The organism is Streptomyces sp. NPDC041713 (assembly GCF_055591085.1).
Genome location: NZ_JBVIZY010000001.1, coordinates 55,224 through 69,362, shown reverse-complemented (window position 1 = coordinate 69,362; position 14,139 = coordinate 55,224). Strand labels below are relative to the sequence as shown.

Sequence of the window (14,139 nt, the reverse complement as noted above, 5' to 3'; positions counted from 1 at the left end):
CTCCCTGGGCCTTCGCCGTGCTCGGGGCCGGATCAGGGCTCCGTGTCCCCCGCGTGCCCCTTCAGGCCGGGGCGGCGTTTCAGGGCCTCGATGATCTGGCTGTCGATGCCGTCGGCGATCTCGCGTTCCCGTTGCCGTGAACCGTGCTGGTAGATCAACGCGGCACGGGTCGAACTCTGCCCGAGCCGGATCATTAGCTCACGTGTGCTCGCGTCGGTATAGGACGCCATCGTGTTGCCCGTGTGCCGGAGATCATGGAAACGCAGGCCCTTGATCCCCACATCGGCGCACGCCTTGTGCCACAGCCCATTGAAGTGGTTCCGGCGCGGGATGGCGCCCTTCGCGCCGACGAAGACGCTGCCGTCCCGCCCCGGTTCGGCGAACTGCTTCATGTGCGCGACGATCACCGGCAGGACCGACTTCGGGATGGCGACGGTGCGCTTGCCGGCCTCGCTCTTGGGGGCCTTGTAGATACGCTCCCCGTTGTTCAGCTCGGAGACCGAGCCCCGTACCCGGATCATGCCCGCGTCCAGGTCAACATCCTGCCGGCGGAGCGCGACGAGCTCACCCCAGCGCAGTGCGCAGAACGCCCCCAGCAGCACCAGCGCCCGATAGCGGGGCTGCACGGCGTCCGCCAAGGCGAAGACCTCAAGAACGCTCGCGGTGGGCCGCTCCGGGGTGACGACCGTGCCGCCGTTGCGGATCTGGCACGGGTTACGGCGGATCAGCCCGTCGTCCACGGCCGTACCCAGGATGGTCCGCAGCAGCGAGTAGGCCTTCGCCACCGTGGTCGGGCCGATGCCGTCGTCGAGTCGGGCACGGCGCCAGGTGCGGACCGCAGCCGGCGTGATGTCGGCGACGGACAGCCGCCCGAAGGTGGGCACCAGGTGCACCCGGACCAAGATCCCGTAGAGCTCGCCCGTGCTGCGGGCCAACGGCCGTTCGGCGACCCAGGCCAGCGCGTACTTCTCGAAGGGAACCTTGGCGGCGTCCGGGTCGCGCCAGTCACCCTGACGAAGCTCGGTCTGCACGTCGGCGAGCCAGTCATCCGCCTCACGCTTGGTGCGGAACGTCTCCGGAGCGGGACGGAGCTGACCGTCAGGGCCGACGTAGCGGGCCTGGTAGCGGCCGGACGGCAGCTTACGGACACGACCGAACTGGCGACGCTTGCCGGCCATCAGGCAGCCACCCCCCGCAGGACAGCGCCCCGCCGACGCGGCTCGACCGTGTGACTGGCAATGAACTCACGGACCGCACTTTCGGGGATACGGACATGCCGCCCGACCTTGACGTAGGTGATGCGCCGCTCTTCGATCAAGCGCCGAGGGAAGCGCACCGTCGTACCGAGGATTTCCGCGACCTGATCCACGCTGAGGTACCGCTCATTCATGGTCGAGCTCTCCTTCCTGACGCAGTTCGTCACGTGCTTCACGTGCTGCCTCACGGCCCAGTGCGATGTCGCGGCGGATGTTGGCGGCGAGCCAGGACTCACCCGGGGTGTGGCCGTGGCCGGCGTAGGTCCAGTGGGCGAGCGTGAGCGTGGTGGCCTCGGGGTGCTCGTCGGGGTCGGGCAGGCCGAGGGCGGCGCGTTGTTGGGCAGCGCGGTAGTCGGCGCGGACCTGTCGCAGGGCGCCGAGGGTGGTGGAGTAGCGGCGGGACTTTGAGCTGAAGTGGCCGCGGAAGCCGAGCATGTGCGCCCAGCGGCCCAATGCGCGCTCGGGGTAGTGCGCCTGGAGGTCAACGCAGGCGGTCATGAGTCGCCGGGCATGCGCGGAGATCTCCAAGCGGTCAAGGTCTTCAGCCAGTCCGGTGCCATGACAGCCCGCGCATCGACTGAGCAGCGATCCAAGGCGTGCGTACACGGAGGAGCGGCCTGATCCCTGGCACTTGCGGCAGTGGACCGGAGCGTCAGCGGCGCCGGTGGTCTCGGCGGCCTTGGTGGCGTACTTGGCGACGTAGGAGGCCACGGCCTGTTCGGTGAGGTCTTCGCCGTTGCCGAAGGCGCCGATGGGCTGGACGTCGAGCTGAGTTCCCCATCGCAGGACGCGGGCGGGCTGGTCTCCGACCGGAAGAACGTCGACCTGGACGCGGGCGGCGGCGGCCTGGATGGCATCCGTCAAGAGCCCGAGCGTGGCCCACGGCGGGGGCGGGGAGTCGGGACCGTCGGGTCCGTCGAAGCGGATCACAGCGTGGAAGTGCACGGCTCCGCGCTTTTGGTACTCAGCGACCTTGCCGAAGGAGACGCAGGACTCTTCCCGAGCAGCCTTCTGTGTGAGTCCGGCCCGGTGCGCGATCTGCCGGCGGAGGTAGATCGTGAAGTAGCGCCACAGGTCGGAGGCGTGGTTGTTCCACAGGACCGCGCCCGCGTAGTCGTACGTGCTCGGGTTGAGCGGGGTGCCGAGCTCCGGTGCGGTCTCGCCGTGGTGGGTGCCGCAGCGGCAGGGTCGGTTGCCGGGGCGGTTGTGGACGGGGCCGAAGGACGGGGCGGTGAGGGTGGCGAAGACGCGGGGGTGATCGCGGATGGTGTGCGGGGTTCCCTTGTCCGGGTCGCCGACGAGTCCGGCGCGGATCAGGTGGTAGGTGTCGCCGGCGTAGGTCCAGGCGCAGGAGGGGCAGCGCGAGGCACGGCGGTTGCCGCAGGCGATCCGTAGCCGACCGCCGGGTTCGTTCTCGTTGGAGTAGGAGAACAGTGCCTGTCCGGTGGCGCGGTCGCGGGTGACGGTGGTGCCCTGGAGGTGAATCGGGTCGGAGCAGCCACCGGTACGGCGGATCTGGTCTTGGAGGCGGTCGAAGCCGGGGGCCCCGGCCACCCGCAGAATGTCGGTGAGGGTGGCCGGGTCCAGGCCCGCCAGGGTGGCGGTGTCGCTCACACCAGCACCTCCTGACGGGAAGTCAGGAAGGCGGTGCCGATCCACTGTGTGTAGGCCGGGGGGATCGCCTCCGTCAGTTCCTCTCGAACGTCGGTCCAGGTGATGCCCATGGCGGCCTGCATCTCGGGGACCGTCGCCTTGCCACCGCCGTTGCCGTAGGCGGCGACATAGGGGCCTTCGCGGCGGACACCGTGACGGTAGCCGCGCACGTAGCCACGATGCTTGGGGTGGGCCGGCGAAGGCGTCGACCACCTGCCGAGCTCGAAGTTGCGGTGCCGCAGCACACCGAGCCCGAACGCCTCCCCGCACAGCGACACGTCTTTGCGGATCTTCGCCTTGCCGTTGGGCTGTTCCAACACGTACGGCAGACCGGTCGCGTCCAGCAGCTCACGGGTGGCGGCCACGAGGTCTTCATGAGTTCCGCCCCAGCCCTGCGAGGCGTTCGTGCCGACGGTCAGGGCGCAGCCGGCTTGGCAGGGCGGGGAGGCGTGCACGAGCGTGTAGCGGCTGATCTCGTCGGTGGCGATCAGGTGGGCGAGGTATTCGAGGGCGTCACCGTGGTGGTACGGGAAGGGGTAGCGGGGGCGGTCGGCGATGTCGCAGCCGTCGACCTGGAAGCCGGCGAGGTGGTACCCCCACCCGGCGCCCCCGGAGCAGGAGAACAGATCCAGTACCCGTGTCACGGCGGTCACCGCCCGGTCCGGACGAGCGCGGCGGCCGGGGCGATGTGCCCGGCGCCGTTGCAGGTGCGGCAGGTGGCACGGACGATCACGCGGGAGCCGTCGTGGTGGCGGTCGCCGGTGGTGATCGCCACGACCGGGAACCCGTCGCAGTGGTGGCAGACCGGCATGTTCGAGGCGCGGACAGGCATGATGAGTACAGCCCTTTCGGATTGGAAGATCGGGAAGAGGCGAGCCGTCCGGGGCGGCGGAAACTTGGCGGTTGAGGCCGCCCCGGAGGGCCCTAGTACTTGCGGTAGCGACTCCGTGACCGAACGGGCCGGGAGCGGACCGGAGACTTGCGCCGCGAGCGGGTGCGTCCCTTGACGGCACGGCCGGAAGAGCTGCCCCGCTTGGCGCGGCTGAACGTGTAGCTGAGTCCGCAGCTCGCGGAGAGAACCGCGATGATCGACGCGGCGATGATCTGGACGACGAAGGCGATCACCAGCAGGACGAGCGCGGTCCCGGCGGTGATAGCCAGGGTGAGCAGGATCGGACCCTTGTAGGAGCGGGGGGCTTCCTGGACGATCACGACCTTGGCCTTGTCGGCGTCGGGCGGGATCTGCCGATACAGCTCGGTGGGGATGTGTCCGGCGCGGAACTGCTCATCAGGCAGTTGCATGGGAGGACGCTCCTTCTCAGGCCGTGCAGCGGTGGGTGTTGGCGGCGAGTTCGGCAGCCGCGCGTCCGTGGTAGTCGGTGGAGAAGCCGCAGTTCGGGGCCGTGCAGGCGGCGGTGTGCTTGGTGCGTCCGCGTCCGTCGTTGTAGCTGGCGACCTGGACGGGTCCGATGCGGATCACGTCGAAGAAGCGGTTCGGGCGGGGCATGGTGGATCTCCTTTCGTGTCAGGTGAGTTGGGCGGCGAGCGTGGTGGCGAGTGCTTCGGGCACTCCGAGCCGTATGCGCAGGGTGGCCGCGTCGATGGCCGTACCGGTCCGTGCGTGGTGCTCGGTGGCGACCTTCCGGGCGTGCTCCACCAGCGCCGGCGGAACCCCGGGCGACGCGGTTTCGGGAAGTTCCGGTGCCGAGACCGGCTCCGGGGCGGGCGCGGCGATTTCCTCGCGCTCCGGCGCCGGAACAGGGGCAGACGCGGCGGGCGCGGCGGCCGGAGCGGCGGGCGCCGGCGGGACCGGGGCGCCATCTACGGCAGTTGTGGGTGAGTGGGCCAGGAGCGTGCCGCCGAGGAAGGCCAGCGCGGGCCAGCCGGCGACACCGAACCGCAGCCAGGCCGGGGGGTGTTGCATGTCGAGGAACCCGGCGGTGGCGACGTTGGCGCCGAGCGAGGCGATCAGGGCGATAAGGAACCAGCACCAGGCCAGCCCCGACGGTCCACCACTGCGCAGCCGACGCCAGGCGGCGACCAGCAGCAGGTCGACCGAGATCGGGTAGGCCCAGGCTTTCCAGCCGTCCTGTCCGGCAGCGGCCGCAAGGTCGTGCAGGTGGGCGAAGGACAGCGCACCGGCGATCACGGCTTGCACGAGTACAGCGTCCAGGCGGATCGAGCGTGTCATGTCCTCACCTCCTTCAGAGGGGTTGGGCCGGGGGGCGGGCGGGAGTCATGGCCGGCCACCCGGCCCCGGCGGGATCAGCGGCGGTTGAAGCCGGGGCACCCGTTGACCAAGTGGTCCACGCACTGCGGGCAGTCCCCCTTCAACCCCTTGTGGACCGTGCGGTCGTAGGCGTGGCTCCAGCACTGCGGACACTCGCCTTCGGGGATGGAGTCGGCGGTACGCGGCGACTTTGCAAACAGAGCCACCACAGCCCCCTTTCTCGTTGGCGGCGGATTGTTCAGCTCTGGAGTGCTTCGCCCGAGCCCCAGCACGCCGTGCACAAAGCGGCCTGCTGATCAGCGGTGGCGCGGCCCTTGCGGGCACCGACACGGACGATTTCCGTGATCTCGCCTTTGCCCTTGCACTCCGGGCACCTCTTCGCCCGGGACTTGGCGGCGGGCTTACGTGCGGCCATGAGCGGATCTCCCTTCGGTCTTTTGGCATGGGCGGGGTAGGGACGCGGCGCGAAGACGGTCACGCCAGCCGGAAAAAGGAAGCGGGGTGTTACTCGGTGACCGGGCGCGGAGCCACCAGCGGCGAGGCCGGGGCCGGGGCCACCGTCGGCGCGGTGCGGACCTGCGGCCGGAACGGAGCCAGAAAGGCCAGATCCGGGGTCAGGTGGGCGAACTCGCGGCAGATCGCAGCCGCCTCTGCGGGAGACATGGCGGGGGTGCGGATGCGGGACCAGCCGCCGGAAGCATCACCGGCCACCGCCACCCCGGGACGATCCGGCGGGATCGTCGTCACCGCCTGAACCGCTTCGGGAGCAATGTCCCCCAGGCCCATGTCGCCGGTCTGCTTGTCGTTGACCCGGTGCACCACACGGCCCGTGAGCTGAGCGCGCAACGTGGTGGCGCCCTTGCCCAGATCGGAGCCGAAACGCTGCCCGCAGATCTCCAGATAGATGCCGATGGCGCGGGCCATCTGCGCCAGGCGGACCATCTGCATGACCATGCGGTCCCGGCGTTCCTCATCCCTCTTCGCGGCCACGAGGAACAGCTCCGCCACCTCATCGACCAGCACCACCAGCGGTATCGGCCGGGATGCTTCGGGCAGATCCCACAGGTCCGAGACGCCGTGCAGGTTCAGCAGGTCGAAGCGGTCTTCCATCTCGGTGACCAGCGCATCGAGCAGGGAGGAGGCTTCCGCCGGGGTGGTCGCCAAGGCCGACAGGCGGGGCGCATACGCACTCTGTTCCACCCCGCGCTTGCAGTCGACGCCGACCAGCCCCACCGGCAGCTTCGCGAGGCCGGCCACCAGATTGCGCTGATACACCGACTTGCCCGACTGATTCGCGCCCAAGGTCAAGGCGTGCGGCACCTTGCGATACTCCCGGGCGAAGACCGAGCCGTCCTCCCGCAGAGCGACAGGCACAACCATCGGCCCATCAACCCTCGCGCGGCGGGGCATGCGGACCGTGGCCAGCACGTCGTAGCCGGTCATCCGCAGTTCGACGACGCCCGGCCGGGTCTCCCCCACGATCACCGAACGCACTCCCCAGGCGTGCCGCAACCGTTCCGAAGCCGCCGCGACATCCGCCGGCTCCAGACCGGCAGGAAGCCGCAAGGACACAACCAACCCGGTCGAGGTGGGCCGCACCCGGCGGACCTTCGGAGGCCGTGGTCGAACCTCCCGGCGCCCCAGATTGCGCGTCATGAACGCCCGCAGACCCGAGGGCTGAACCGTCAGCCCACACACCTCCATCGTGGACCGGAAGGTCAACATGAACCGGCCCCAGGCCAGCGGCAGACCCACCAGCGACCAGTACACGCGCGGGGCACGCACCTTCGCGAAGCCGAGCCCCACGGCGACCAGCACGACAGCGGCCGGCAGTAACCAGGTCGTCATGATCAGACCCCCGGCGTGATCGCGACCGCGCGGAACGAGATGCCGTGACGCTTCTGGCCGTTGAACTCGTTCTCCCAGTCACGCGCCTTGAGGCCGACCACGGAGACCGGCGTACCCGGGGCCAGGTCCTGCGGGACACCCGTCTCGGGCACGGCCACCTGGTAGAGGTTGCCCTCACCCTCGTCCGAGACCAGCAGGCCCACCGTCGACAGGCCCGCACCGGTCTCCCGGTCCACGGCCCGCTCACCGGTCTTCTTGTTGACCATCTTCGGCTCCGGCGCAGTCGCCACGAACACGACGGCAGTCGAGAGATCGATCTTGAAGGACGGCATGTGTTACTCCCTGAGTCGATGCGTTAGCGCAGCCCAAAGCAGGCTGACTCTCGCTGTCCTAGGACTGCGAGGCCGTTGGGACGACTATGGCCCGCAGTCCCAGGACTGTCAACAGTCCTGGGACTGTGTTTGACTGGACTCGTCGAGAGGAGTCGCCCAATGGCGCCCAAGTGGCGGCAGCTAGCGGACAAACTGGCTGAAGAGATTAAGCGGGGTGAGCAGGGCAAATACCCGCCGGGAACACAGCTTCCGCAGATCAGGGAACTGGTCGAGCAGGGCGAGGGATCCAAGTCCACCGTCCACCAGGCCTACAAGGCTCTTGAGGCCGAGGGCCTGGTCACTTCATCCCGAGGCCACGGCACCGTCGTACGGCAGCGAGTACCGCTCAAGCGGCTCGGAGTCGCCCGATATGACAAAGCCAAGTGGCGCGACAGCGACGAGGTGGCTTTCATCGCGGACCGGGTGGCGTCAGGGCGCAGCTACCGCCGGAACGAGCAGACCCAAACGGTGAGTCGCGTCGAGGCCCCGCCACTGGTCGCGGCCGCACATGGCCTGCCTGAAGGTGCAGAGGTCTACGCACGTGCTCGCGTCGTGAAGGAAGGCGATCAGCCGACTCACACCCTCACGAGCTACTACCGACCCGAGCACGTCGAGGGCACGAGGATCGTGGACCCGACTCCGGGGCCCGCCGGTCGTGGCGGCGGGTTCAAGGTGCTGTACGACGCCGGGTACGAGATCGACCACATGAAGGAAGAGATCTTCGCTCGCGCCCCGTCCTCAGACGAAGTGAAGCTCCTACAGCTCCCACCGGGCGAGCCTGTCGTAGAGCTCCATCGGACGACCTTCACCGCCTCTGGCACAGTGGTCGAGTTCGCCATTGGTGTACACGCGGCTTCGCGCTTCGCCTGGGAGTACGACTTCAAGGTCCCGGACTCCGCGAAGGGCGAGAAGGGGCAGTAATGATCTCGATGCAGGCATGGGACGACGCGCGGCGCCTGTGGGACTACCACCAGACGGGCCACACCCTGAAGCCTTGCTCAGTCGCGATCGGCTTGGGCAGCCACGATCTGGGCGTGGCCGATACGGCGGTGGACCTGTACAACCGCGGCTTGACCCCCGTGCTTGTGTTCACCGGAGCTACCAGCGCGACCACACGCGAACTCATGCCGCGCGGTGAAGCCGTCCACTATCGGGAGCGTGCGCTGGAACTCGGTGTGCCCAGCTCCGCAGTGCTCGTCGAGACCGAGGCGAGGAACACCGGCGAGAACATCCGCTTCTCGAAGGCCGTGCTCGAATCGGCCGGCATCCCCGTCTCTTCCGTGCTTCTGATCAGCAAGCCATACGAGGAGAGGCGCGCGTACGCCACGGCTCGGAAGCTGTGGCCCGAGGTCGAGATCCTCAGCGCTTCCACCCCGATGACGTTCGGCGAGTACGTCGATTCCATCGGAGACGCCCGCAAGGTCATCGACATGCTTGTGGGCGCACTACAGCGGCTACTGATCTACCCCGAGCAAGGGTTCATGATCAGTCAGAACGTGCCGCACGACGTGATCCAGGCGTACGAGCGGCTGTGCCATGAGGGCTTCACGAGCCGCCTCATCGCCACCGGCCAACGCTCAGCCTGATGAAGCCGTCAACGACTCTCCACTCGGTATCCGTGGCGGGCGTCGTTGTGCGCGAGGACGGACGCGTATTGGTGATCCGTCGCGCCGACAACGGGCGGTGGGAGCCGCCAGGCGGAGTGCTGGAGCGGGACGAGGCCATCGAGGATGGGGTGTGCCGCGAGGTCCATGAAGAGACCGGGGTCAAGGTGCACGTCGAGCGGCTCACCGGGGTCTACAAGAACATGACATTGGGTGTCGTCGCCATGGTCTTCCGGTGCCGCCCGGACGGTGGACACGAACAGCTCTCGGACGAGTCGACCGCCGTCACCTGGCTCACCCCAGACGAAGCCATGGACGCGATGAGCGAGGCCTTCAGCGTCCGCATCGCAGACGCCCTAACCGACAACTTGGCACCCCACATCCGAACCCATGACGGACGGAAGCTCACCGACCCTGGCGGCAACTAGGCCATCGCCCCGAAAGCCAAGGGCTGTTACAAGTTTCTCTACCTCATCAAGCCCCGGCTGCGCTCCGCTCCGCCGGGCGCGCTTCCCGGCTCTGGCTGCGCCCGCGCTCCTGCCTTCGGCCCGCTCGGCGCTGCCGCCGCCGACGCGCGCCCACATGTCGATAGGGCCGGGTAGCCATGAGTCGATCCCCGTACAGAGCGGCCCACGGTCAAGACGATGCCTCCGGCGGGGGATCGGCCGGCACCGGGATGGAGGGGGCGCCGTTCCCGGCTGCGGGTCCGTAGTGGCGTGCGCGGGGTGCTCCCATCCCGTCCGCCATCGACCCAGGCAGAGCCGAGCAGACGCGGCCCATGGCGTCCAGGTCGTTCGTACAGTGGCGCGCTCCACCTGGACGCCATGAACCACGCCCGCTCCACGGTGTGTGGGTCGACGGCGGACGGGATGGGAGCTGGGGAGAGTGGTGGGTTGAGGGGACGAGCTAATCTGCTGCTCAGGGGGTTTTCATGAGCGAGCGAGACCTGTCTGAGTACGAAGAGATGTGGACCACTGAGCGGGAACGGTGGGCCCTCTTCCGAAGCAACATGGGCTATCTGCCGATACGCAGAGGTGACCCGCCTATGGCCGAGGTCATCTGCGATGAAGAACTTTCAGAGCTCGTGGCGGCGAAGATGCTTGCTGCCGGGGTAGCAGTGGTCGTGGACTTCCAGGACTGTCAAGTCCGTGAGTGATGTCTGACACCAACGTCTGACACCAACACCGACGGATTGGCCCGGACGAGGGCGACTCCCGCTGACCGCCACTTCTCCGGGGAGCACGGATCCTCCCGAGTTGCAGAGACGCGGTGATCGACCTGATAAGGATGAGGCCAGAGGTCCAAGTACGCGATGACCGGGGGACGCGCGCATGACGGAGTACACGTGGCCGAACGGTGTGGGGGATCCGACACCCGAGGACATACGACGGGCCTGGCCGGCAACCGTGACCGCGCTTCCAGTGGGCGCCGCCGTGACCGGCAAGGTCATCGGCCGACAGCCATTCGGCGTGTTCGTGGAGATCGACGGGGTGCCCGACGCGGTGGGCCTGGCGGAGATCTTCGGTTCACCGCCCGGAACCGTCCCTCCCCCACTGGGGTTCGCTATCAGTGGGAGCGTGGTCGATCACGCGGAGCGCAACTTCCAAGTCAGGCTCAGACTCGATGACTGGGGAGACGAGCGCGAGCCCCTCCCACTGGAGCCTAACGAGCGCCTTGGCGACCGCGAAGCCCTAAGCGGCTTTCTGAGGCGTCTTCGGCAGGACTATGAAGCGAGTGGCGACCAATGGGAGAACCGGACGCTGGGCAGCTTCCTGGAGGCTCTGGAAGCGTGGGTGGCCGATGCTCCAGGGTGGTACGCGAACCACGGCCAGGAGCTCCCGCCTGAGGGCGACTGGGCGTTCATGGCACGGGCCCTCAGCGCAGCGCGGTTCTACGAGTGACGCCGTGCCCCTTGCGTGCCCGATGAGGAAGCGGCCAACGGGAAACAGCGGGGAGTCTCGGCGAATGGTCCGAGAACCCGCAGGTCAGCGTTACACCAGGTCAGGCCGGGGCCGCGTACGCGATCTTCCAAACTAGCTACGCGGGTTCGATTCCCGTCGCCCGCTCTGTGCGAGAACCCCGGACCTTTCGAGGTCCGGGGTTCTTCGCGTTCCAGGGCTCCTCGCGTTCCGGGGTTCTTCGCGTTCCGGGGGCGGACGGGGCTCGTACGCGGCTCATAACGGCTTCTTTCAGCGCCGCATAGTTCGCCCCCAGGGACGGATCGGGACGAATGCCGGGCGAGCGGAAGGCCGCCGTCCGGGGTCCTGGACGACCGTGCGCCGCTCAGCCCGGTGCCGTGCCCGTCGGCCAGGGCGGTTTCCCGCCTTTCCACTGTGTTGCAGGCATATGCCCCCTTGTGAGGCAGGAAGCACGGACCGGACGATCGGTCCCCTTCACCCGACTTCACGGAGGTTGCGATGACCGAACGACTCTCGCTGGGCCCGGATGCCGCACGGCAGCTGGCGACCGCCACCAAGACCGCCCCGCAGATGCGCGGCATCACGCCCCGCTACCTGCTGCGCGCCCTGCCCTGGGTGGACATCGAGGCCGGCGTGTACCGCGTCAACCGCCGCCGCTCCTTCGTGCTGGGCGACGACCGCGTCAGCACGTACGACGACAACGGCAACGCCCGTGTCGTACCCGGCGACTTACGCGAAGTGCCGTATCTGCGCGAGGCCGACGACGCCGCGCTCGCCGCTCTCGCCGACGCCTTCACGGAGGTCACCTTCGAGGCGGGGCAGGTCGTCGTGCAGGAGGGCGACGCCGCGGACCGGCTGTGGATCATCGTGCAGGGGCGGGCCGAGAAGCGGGTCTCGGGGCGGTACGGCGAGGACGCGCTGCTGGAGGTGGTCGGGGACGGGCAGTTCTTCGACCTGGGCGCGTGGAGCAGGTCCGAACCGATGCCGTACCGCGTGCAGGCGCTCACCCGGGGCACCGCGCTCTGCGCCGAGCGCAGCGCCCTCACGGCGCTCGCGGACCGCGACGAGAGGCTGAACGCGGAGCTGACGGCGTACAACGCGAGCGACCCCGGCACGGCGGGCGGCGAGGTGCCGGTGGACCTCGCGTCGGGGCACGTCGGGGAGCCCGATCTGCCGGGGACGTACGTCGACTACGAGGACGCGCCCCGTGAGTACCACATGAGCCTCGCGCAGACCGTCCTGCGCGTGCACACCCGCGTCTCCGACCTCTACAACGGGCCGATCGACCAGACGCGCGCGCAGGCCAACCTGACCATCGCCGCGCTGCGCGAGCGGCAGGAGTCCGCGCTCCTGAACCACCCCGAGTTCGGCCTCTTCCACAACGTCGCGCCGGGGCAGCGCGTGCAGACCCGCACCGGCGCGCCCACCCCCGACGACCTGGACGAGCTGCTCGCGCGGGTGTGGAAGCAGCCCGGATACTTCCTCGCGCACCCGAGGGCCATCGCCGCGTTCGGCCGCGAATGTACGCGCCGGGGCGTGCCCCCGGTGACCGACACCCGGTTCGGCAGCCCGCTGCTGACCTGGCGCGGGGTGCCGCTGATCCCGTCGGACAAGGTGCGCTTCACGAACGGCGGCGGGATCCACGCGGGCACCACCGAGATCCTGCTGATGCGGATGGGCGAGGCGGAGCAGGGCGTCGTCGGGCTGCGACCCTCCCAGGTGCCGGACGAGGTCGAACCGGGCCTGGCGATGCGGAACATGGGCGTCGACAACAAGGGCATCACGTCGTACCTGATGACGGCGTACTTCAACACCGCGGTCCTGGTGGAGGACGCCGTCGCCGTCCTGCAGAACGTCGAGGTGGCCAAGTACCATGACTATTCCTGACGTTCAGGGCCTGGGACGCGTGCTGACGCCCTCCGTGCCGGCGCCTCCCTCCGCGCCGGCGCCCTCCGCCGCGACGGTCACCCCGCCCCGCGCCTTCTCCCCCGAGGCCGCCCGCCAGGACGTGCCGGTGCTGCACCGCACCGTCAACGGCCACCCGCTCGTCTGGCTCGACAACGCCGCCACCACCCAGAAGCCGCGCCAGGTCATCGAGGCCCTGGCCGGCTACTACGGCACCGCCAACTCCAACATCCACCGCGGCGCGCACACCATGGCCCGCGAGGCGACGGACCTGTACGAGGCGGGGCGCGCCGCGGTCGCCTCGTTCCTGGGCGCCGAGGGGCCGGAGACCATCGCCTTCGTGCGCGGCACCACGGAGGCGATCAACCTGGTCGCGCAGAGCTGGGGGCGGGCGAACCTGGGGCCGGGCGACGACATCCTCGTCCCGGTGCTCGAACACCACTCCGACATCGTCCCCTGGCAGTTGATCGCCAAGGAGACGCGGGCCCGGGTGGTCCCGGTGCCGCTGGACGGGAGCGGGCAGATCGACCGGGCGGCGTACGCGGATCTGCTCTCGTACCGCACCCGGCTCGTCGCGATCAGCCATGCCTCGAACGTCCTCGGCACCGTCCCGCCGGTCAAGGAGATGGCCGCGCTCGCCCACCGCTACGACGCCAAGGTGCTCGTGGACGGCGCGCAGGCGGTGGCCCATCTCCCCGTCGACGTGCAGGATCTCGGCGCGGACTTCTACGCCTTCTCCGGGCACAAGCTGTTCGCGCCCACCGGCATCGGCGCGCTGTACGCGCGGCCCGAGGTCATGGCGGCGATGAAGCCGTGGCAGGGCGGCGGCAACATGATCGAGTCCGTCTCCTTCGACCGGACGACGTTCGCGCCCCCGCCGCACCTCCTGGAGGCCGGCACCGGACACATCGGCGGGGTGGCCGGGCTGCTGGCCGCGCTGGAGTGGCTGACCTCGTTCGACCGGGACGCCGTCGCCTCGTACGAGAACGCGCTGATGGCGTACGCGGAGCGGGCCATGGCCGACGTGCCGGGGCTCTCGCTGATCGGGGCGGCGCCCGAGCGGATCGCGGTGCTGACCTTCACCCTCGCGGGGCACGACCCGGCGACGGTCGCCGACTGGCTGGACCGGGACGGCATCGCGGTCCGCTCGGGCCACCACTGCGCGCAGCCCGCGCTCGCGCACTACGGCCTGGAGTCGGCGGCGCGGGCTTCTCTGTCGCTCTACAACACGTCGGAGGAGGTGGACCGGCTGGTGGCCTCGCTCAGGGCCCTGCAGCGGACTTCCTGAGCGGCGGACCGTGGGGGGCGTGCGCGGCACGCCCCCCGCCTCGGGGAGTGATCAAGGTCTCGGCG

Annotated in this window: 19 protein-coding genes; 7 read left to right on the top strand and 12 right to left on the bottom strand. The window is 69.2% G+C overall.

The window, feature by feature from the left end; translation table 11 throughout:
* Positions 1-32: 32 nt before the first annotated feature.
* The 12 genes from ACZ6CV_RS00300 to ACZ6CV_RS00245 form a co-directional block, all read right to left on the bottom strand.
* Positions 33-1,178, bottom strand: coding sequence for a tyrosine-type recombinase/integrase (locus ACZ6CV_RS00300; RefSeq protein ID WP_469248399.1), 1,146 nt, complete (start codon positions 1,176-1,178; stop codon positions 33-35).
* A complete protein-coding gene (locus ACZ6CV_RS00295) occupies positions 1,178-1,390 on the bottom strand; it encodes an excisionase family DNA-binding protein (RefSeq protein WP_469248397.1) in 213 nt (70 codons plus the stop codon). The genes ACZ6CV_RS00300 and ACZ6CV_RS00295 overlap by 1 nt, the downstream gene beginning before the upstream one ends.
* A complete protein-coding gene (locus ACZ6CV_RS00290; RefSeq protein ID WP_469248391.1) occupies positions 1,383-2,870 on the bottom strand; it encodes a replication initiator in 1,488 nt (495 codons plus the stop codon). The genes ACZ6CV_RS00295 and ACZ6CV_RS00290 overlap by 8 nt, the downstream gene beginning before the upstream one ends.
* Complete coding sequence (locus tag ACZ6CV_RS00285) at positions 2,867-3,562, bottom strand: DNA methylase (RefSeq protein WP_469248389.1); 696 nt, start codon at positions 3,560-3,562, stop codon at positions 2,867-2,869. Before ACZ6CV_RS00285 ends, ACZ6CV_RS00290 begins: the two co-directional genes overlap by 4 nt.
* Positions 3,559-3,741, bottom strand: a complete 183-nt coding sequence (locus ACZ6CV_RS00280) for a hypothetical protein (protein ID WP_469248388.1) — start codon at positions 3,739-3,741, stop codon at positions 3,559-3,561. Before ACZ6CV_RS00280 ends, ACZ6CV_RS00285 begins: the two co-directional genes overlap by 4 nt.
* A 92-nt stretch (positions 3,742-3,833) precedes the next feature.
* Positions 3,834-4,211, bottom strand: a complete 378-nt coding sequence (locus ACZ6CV_RS00275) for a hypothetical protein (protein WP_469248386.1) — start codon at positions 4,209-4,211, stop codon at positions 3,834-3,836.
* 16 nt (positions 4,212-4,227) lie between these two features.
* Positions 4,228-4,416: a mobile element transfer protein gene (locus ACZ6CV_RS00270; protein ID WP_469248383.1), complete on the bottom strand. Its 189-nt coding sequence runs from the start codon at positions 4,414-4,416 to the stop codon at positions 4,228-4,230.
* 18 nt (positions 4,417-4,434) lie between these two features.
* Positions 4,435-5,100, bottom strand: a complete 666-nt coding sequence (locus ACZ6CV_RS00265; protein WP_469248381.1) for a DUF2637 domain-containing protein — start codon at positions 5,098-5,100, stop codon at positions 4,435-4,437.
* Positions 5,101-5,174: 74 nt separating this feature from the next.
* Entirely contained in the window at positions 5,175-5,345 is a 171-nt protein-coding gene (locus ACZ6CV_RS00260; protein WP_469248379.1) for a pRL2-8, read from the bottom strand.
* Positions 5,346-5,377: 32 nt separating this feature from the next.
* A complete protein-coding gene (locus ACZ6CV_RS00255; protein ID WP_469248378.1) occupies positions 5,378-5,554 on the bottom strand; it encodes a hypothetical protein in 177 nt (58 codons plus the stop codon).
* 89 nt (positions 5,555-5,643) lie between these two features.
* Positions 5,644-6,987, bottom strand: coding sequence for an FtsK/SpoIIIE domain-containing protein (locus ACZ6CV_RS00250; protein ID WP_469248376.1), 1,344 nt, complete (start codon positions 6,985-6,987; stop codon positions 5,644-5,646).
* A 2-nt stretch (positions 6,988-6,989) separates the two neighbouring features.
* Positions 6,990-7,319: an SCO3933 family regulatory protein gene (locus ACZ6CV_RS00245; protein WP_469248374.1), complete on the bottom strand. Its 330-nt coding sequence runs from the start codon at positions 7,317-7,319 to the stop codon at positions 6,990-6,992.
* Between the two features lie 159 nt (positions 7,320-7,478).
* Between ACZ6CV_RS00245 and ACZ6CV_RS00240 the strand changes: the two genes are divergently transcribed.
* From ACZ6CV_RS00240 to ACZ6CV_RS00210, 7 genes are all read left to right on the top strand, one after another.
* A complete protein-coding gene (locus ACZ6CV_RS00240; protein WP_469248373.1) occupies positions 7,479-8,279 on the top strand; it encodes a GntR family transcriptional regulator in 801 nt (266 codons plus the stop codon).
* Positions 8,279-8,944 (top strand): YdcF family protein, encoded by a 666-nt coding sequence (locus ACZ6CV_RS00235; protein ID WP_469248372.1) that lies wholly within the window; start codon positions 8,279-8,281, stop codon positions 8,942-8,944. The genes ACZ6CV_RS00240 and ACZ6CV_RS00235 overlap by 1 nt, the downstream gene beginning before the upstream one ends.
* Positions 8,944-9,390, top strand: coding sequence for an NUDIX domain-containing protein (locus ACZ6CV_RS00230; RefSeq protein ID WP_469248371.1), 447 nt, complete (start codon positions 8,944-8,946; stop codon positions 9,388-9,390). Before ACZ6CV_RS00235 ends, ACZ6CV_RS00230 begins: the two co-directional genes overlap by 1 nt.
* A gap of 503 nt (positions 9,391-9,893) precedes the next feature.
* Positions 9,894-10,118, top strand: a complete 225-nt coding sequence (locus ACZ6CV_RS00225; protein WP_469248369.1) for a hypothetical protein — start codon at positions 9,894-9,896, stop codon at positions 10,116-10,118.
* Positions 10,119-10,293: 175 nt separating this feature from the next.
* On the top strand, positions 10,294-10,863 hold the full coding sequence (locus tag ACZ6CV_RS00220) for a DUF7660 family protein (protein ID WP_392816126.1): 570 nt from the start codon (positions 10,294-10,296) through the stop codon (positions 10,861-10,863).
* Positions 10,864-11,379: 516 nt separating this feature from the next.
* Positions 11,380-12,768, top strand: coding sequence for a family 2B encapsulin nanocompartment shell protein (locus tag ACZ6CV_RS00215; protein WP_469248367.1), 1,389 nt, complete (start codon positions 11,380-11,382; stop codon positions 12,766-12,768).
* A complete protein-coding gene (locus ACZ6CV_RS00210; RefSeq protein ID WP_469248365.1) occupies positions 12,755-14,074 on the top strand; it encodes a SufS family cysteine desulfurase in 1,320 nt (439 codons plus the stop codon). The genes ACZ6CV_RS00215 and ACZ6CV_RS00210 overlap by 14 nt, the downstream gene beginning before the upstream one ends.
* Positions 14,075-14,139 lie beyond the last annotated feature (65 nt).

Coding starts and splice junctions, on each gene's coding strand:
- ACZ6CV_RS00300 (WP_469248399.1), bottom strand. CDS start 1,178: ATGGCCGGCAAGCGTCGCCAGTTCGGTCGTGTCCGTAAGCTGCCGTCC.
- ACZ6CV_RS00295 (WP_469248397.1), bottom strand. CDS start 1,390: ATGAATGAGCGGTACCTCAGCGTGGATCAGGTCGCGGAAATCCTCGGT.
- ACZ6CV_RS00280 (WP_469248388.1), bottom strand. CDS start 3,741: ATGCCTGTCCGCGCCTCGAACATGCCGGTCTGCCACCACTGCGACGGG.
- ACZ6CV_RS00275 (WP_469248386.1), bottom strand. CDS start 4,211: ATGCAACTGCCTGATGAGCAGTTCCGCGCCGGACACATCCCCACCGAG.
- ACZ6CV_RS00270 (WP_469248383.1), bottom strand. CDS start 4,416: ATGCCCCGCCCGAACCGCTTCTTCGACGTGATCCGCATCGGACCCGTC.
- ACZ6CV_RS00265 (WP_469248381.1), bottom strand. CDS start 5,100: ATGACACGCTCGATCCGCCTGGACGCTGTACTCGTGCAAGCCGTGATC.
- ACZ6CV_RS00255 (WP_469248378.1), bottom strand. CDS start 5,554: ATGGCCGCACGTAAGCCCGCCGCCAAGTCCCGGGCGAAGAGGTGCCCG.
- ACZ6CV_RS00250 (WP_469248376.1), bottom strand. CDS start 6,987: ATGACGACCTGGTTACTGCCGGCCGCTGTCGTGCTGGTCGCCGTGGGG.
- ACZ6CV_RS00245 (WP_469248374.1), bottom strand. CDS start 7,319: ATGCCGTCCTTCAAGATCGATCTCTCGACTGCCGTCGTGTTCGTGGCG.
- ACZ6CV_RS00240 (WP_469248373.1), top strand. CDS start 7,479: ATGGCGCCCAAGTGGCGGCAGCTAGCGGACAAACTGGCTGAAGAGATT.
- ACZ6CV_RS00235 (WP_469248372.1), top strand. CDS start 8,279: ATGATCTCGATGCAGGCATGGGACGACGCGCGGCGCCTGTGGGACTAC.
- ACZ6CV_RS00230 (WP_469248371.1), top strand. CDS start 8,944: ATGAAGCCGTCAACGACTCTCCACTCGGTATCCGTGGCGGGCGTCGTT.
- ACZ6CV_RS00225 (WP_469248369.1), top strand. CDS start 9,894: ATGAGCGAGCGAGACCTGTCTGAGTACGAAGAGATGTGGACCACTGAG.
- ACZ6CV_RS00220 (WP_392816126.1), top strand. CDS start 10,294: ATGACGGAGTACACGTGGCCGAACGGTGTGGGGGATCCGACACCCGAG.
- ACZ6CV_RS00215 (WP_469248367.1), top strand. CDS start 11,380: ATGACCGAACGACTCTCGCTGGGCCCGGATGCCGCACGGCAGCTGGCG.
- ACZ6CV_RS00210 (WP_469248365.1), top strand. CDS start 12,755: ATGACTATTCCTGACGTTCAGGGCCTGGGACGCGTGCTGACGCCCTCC.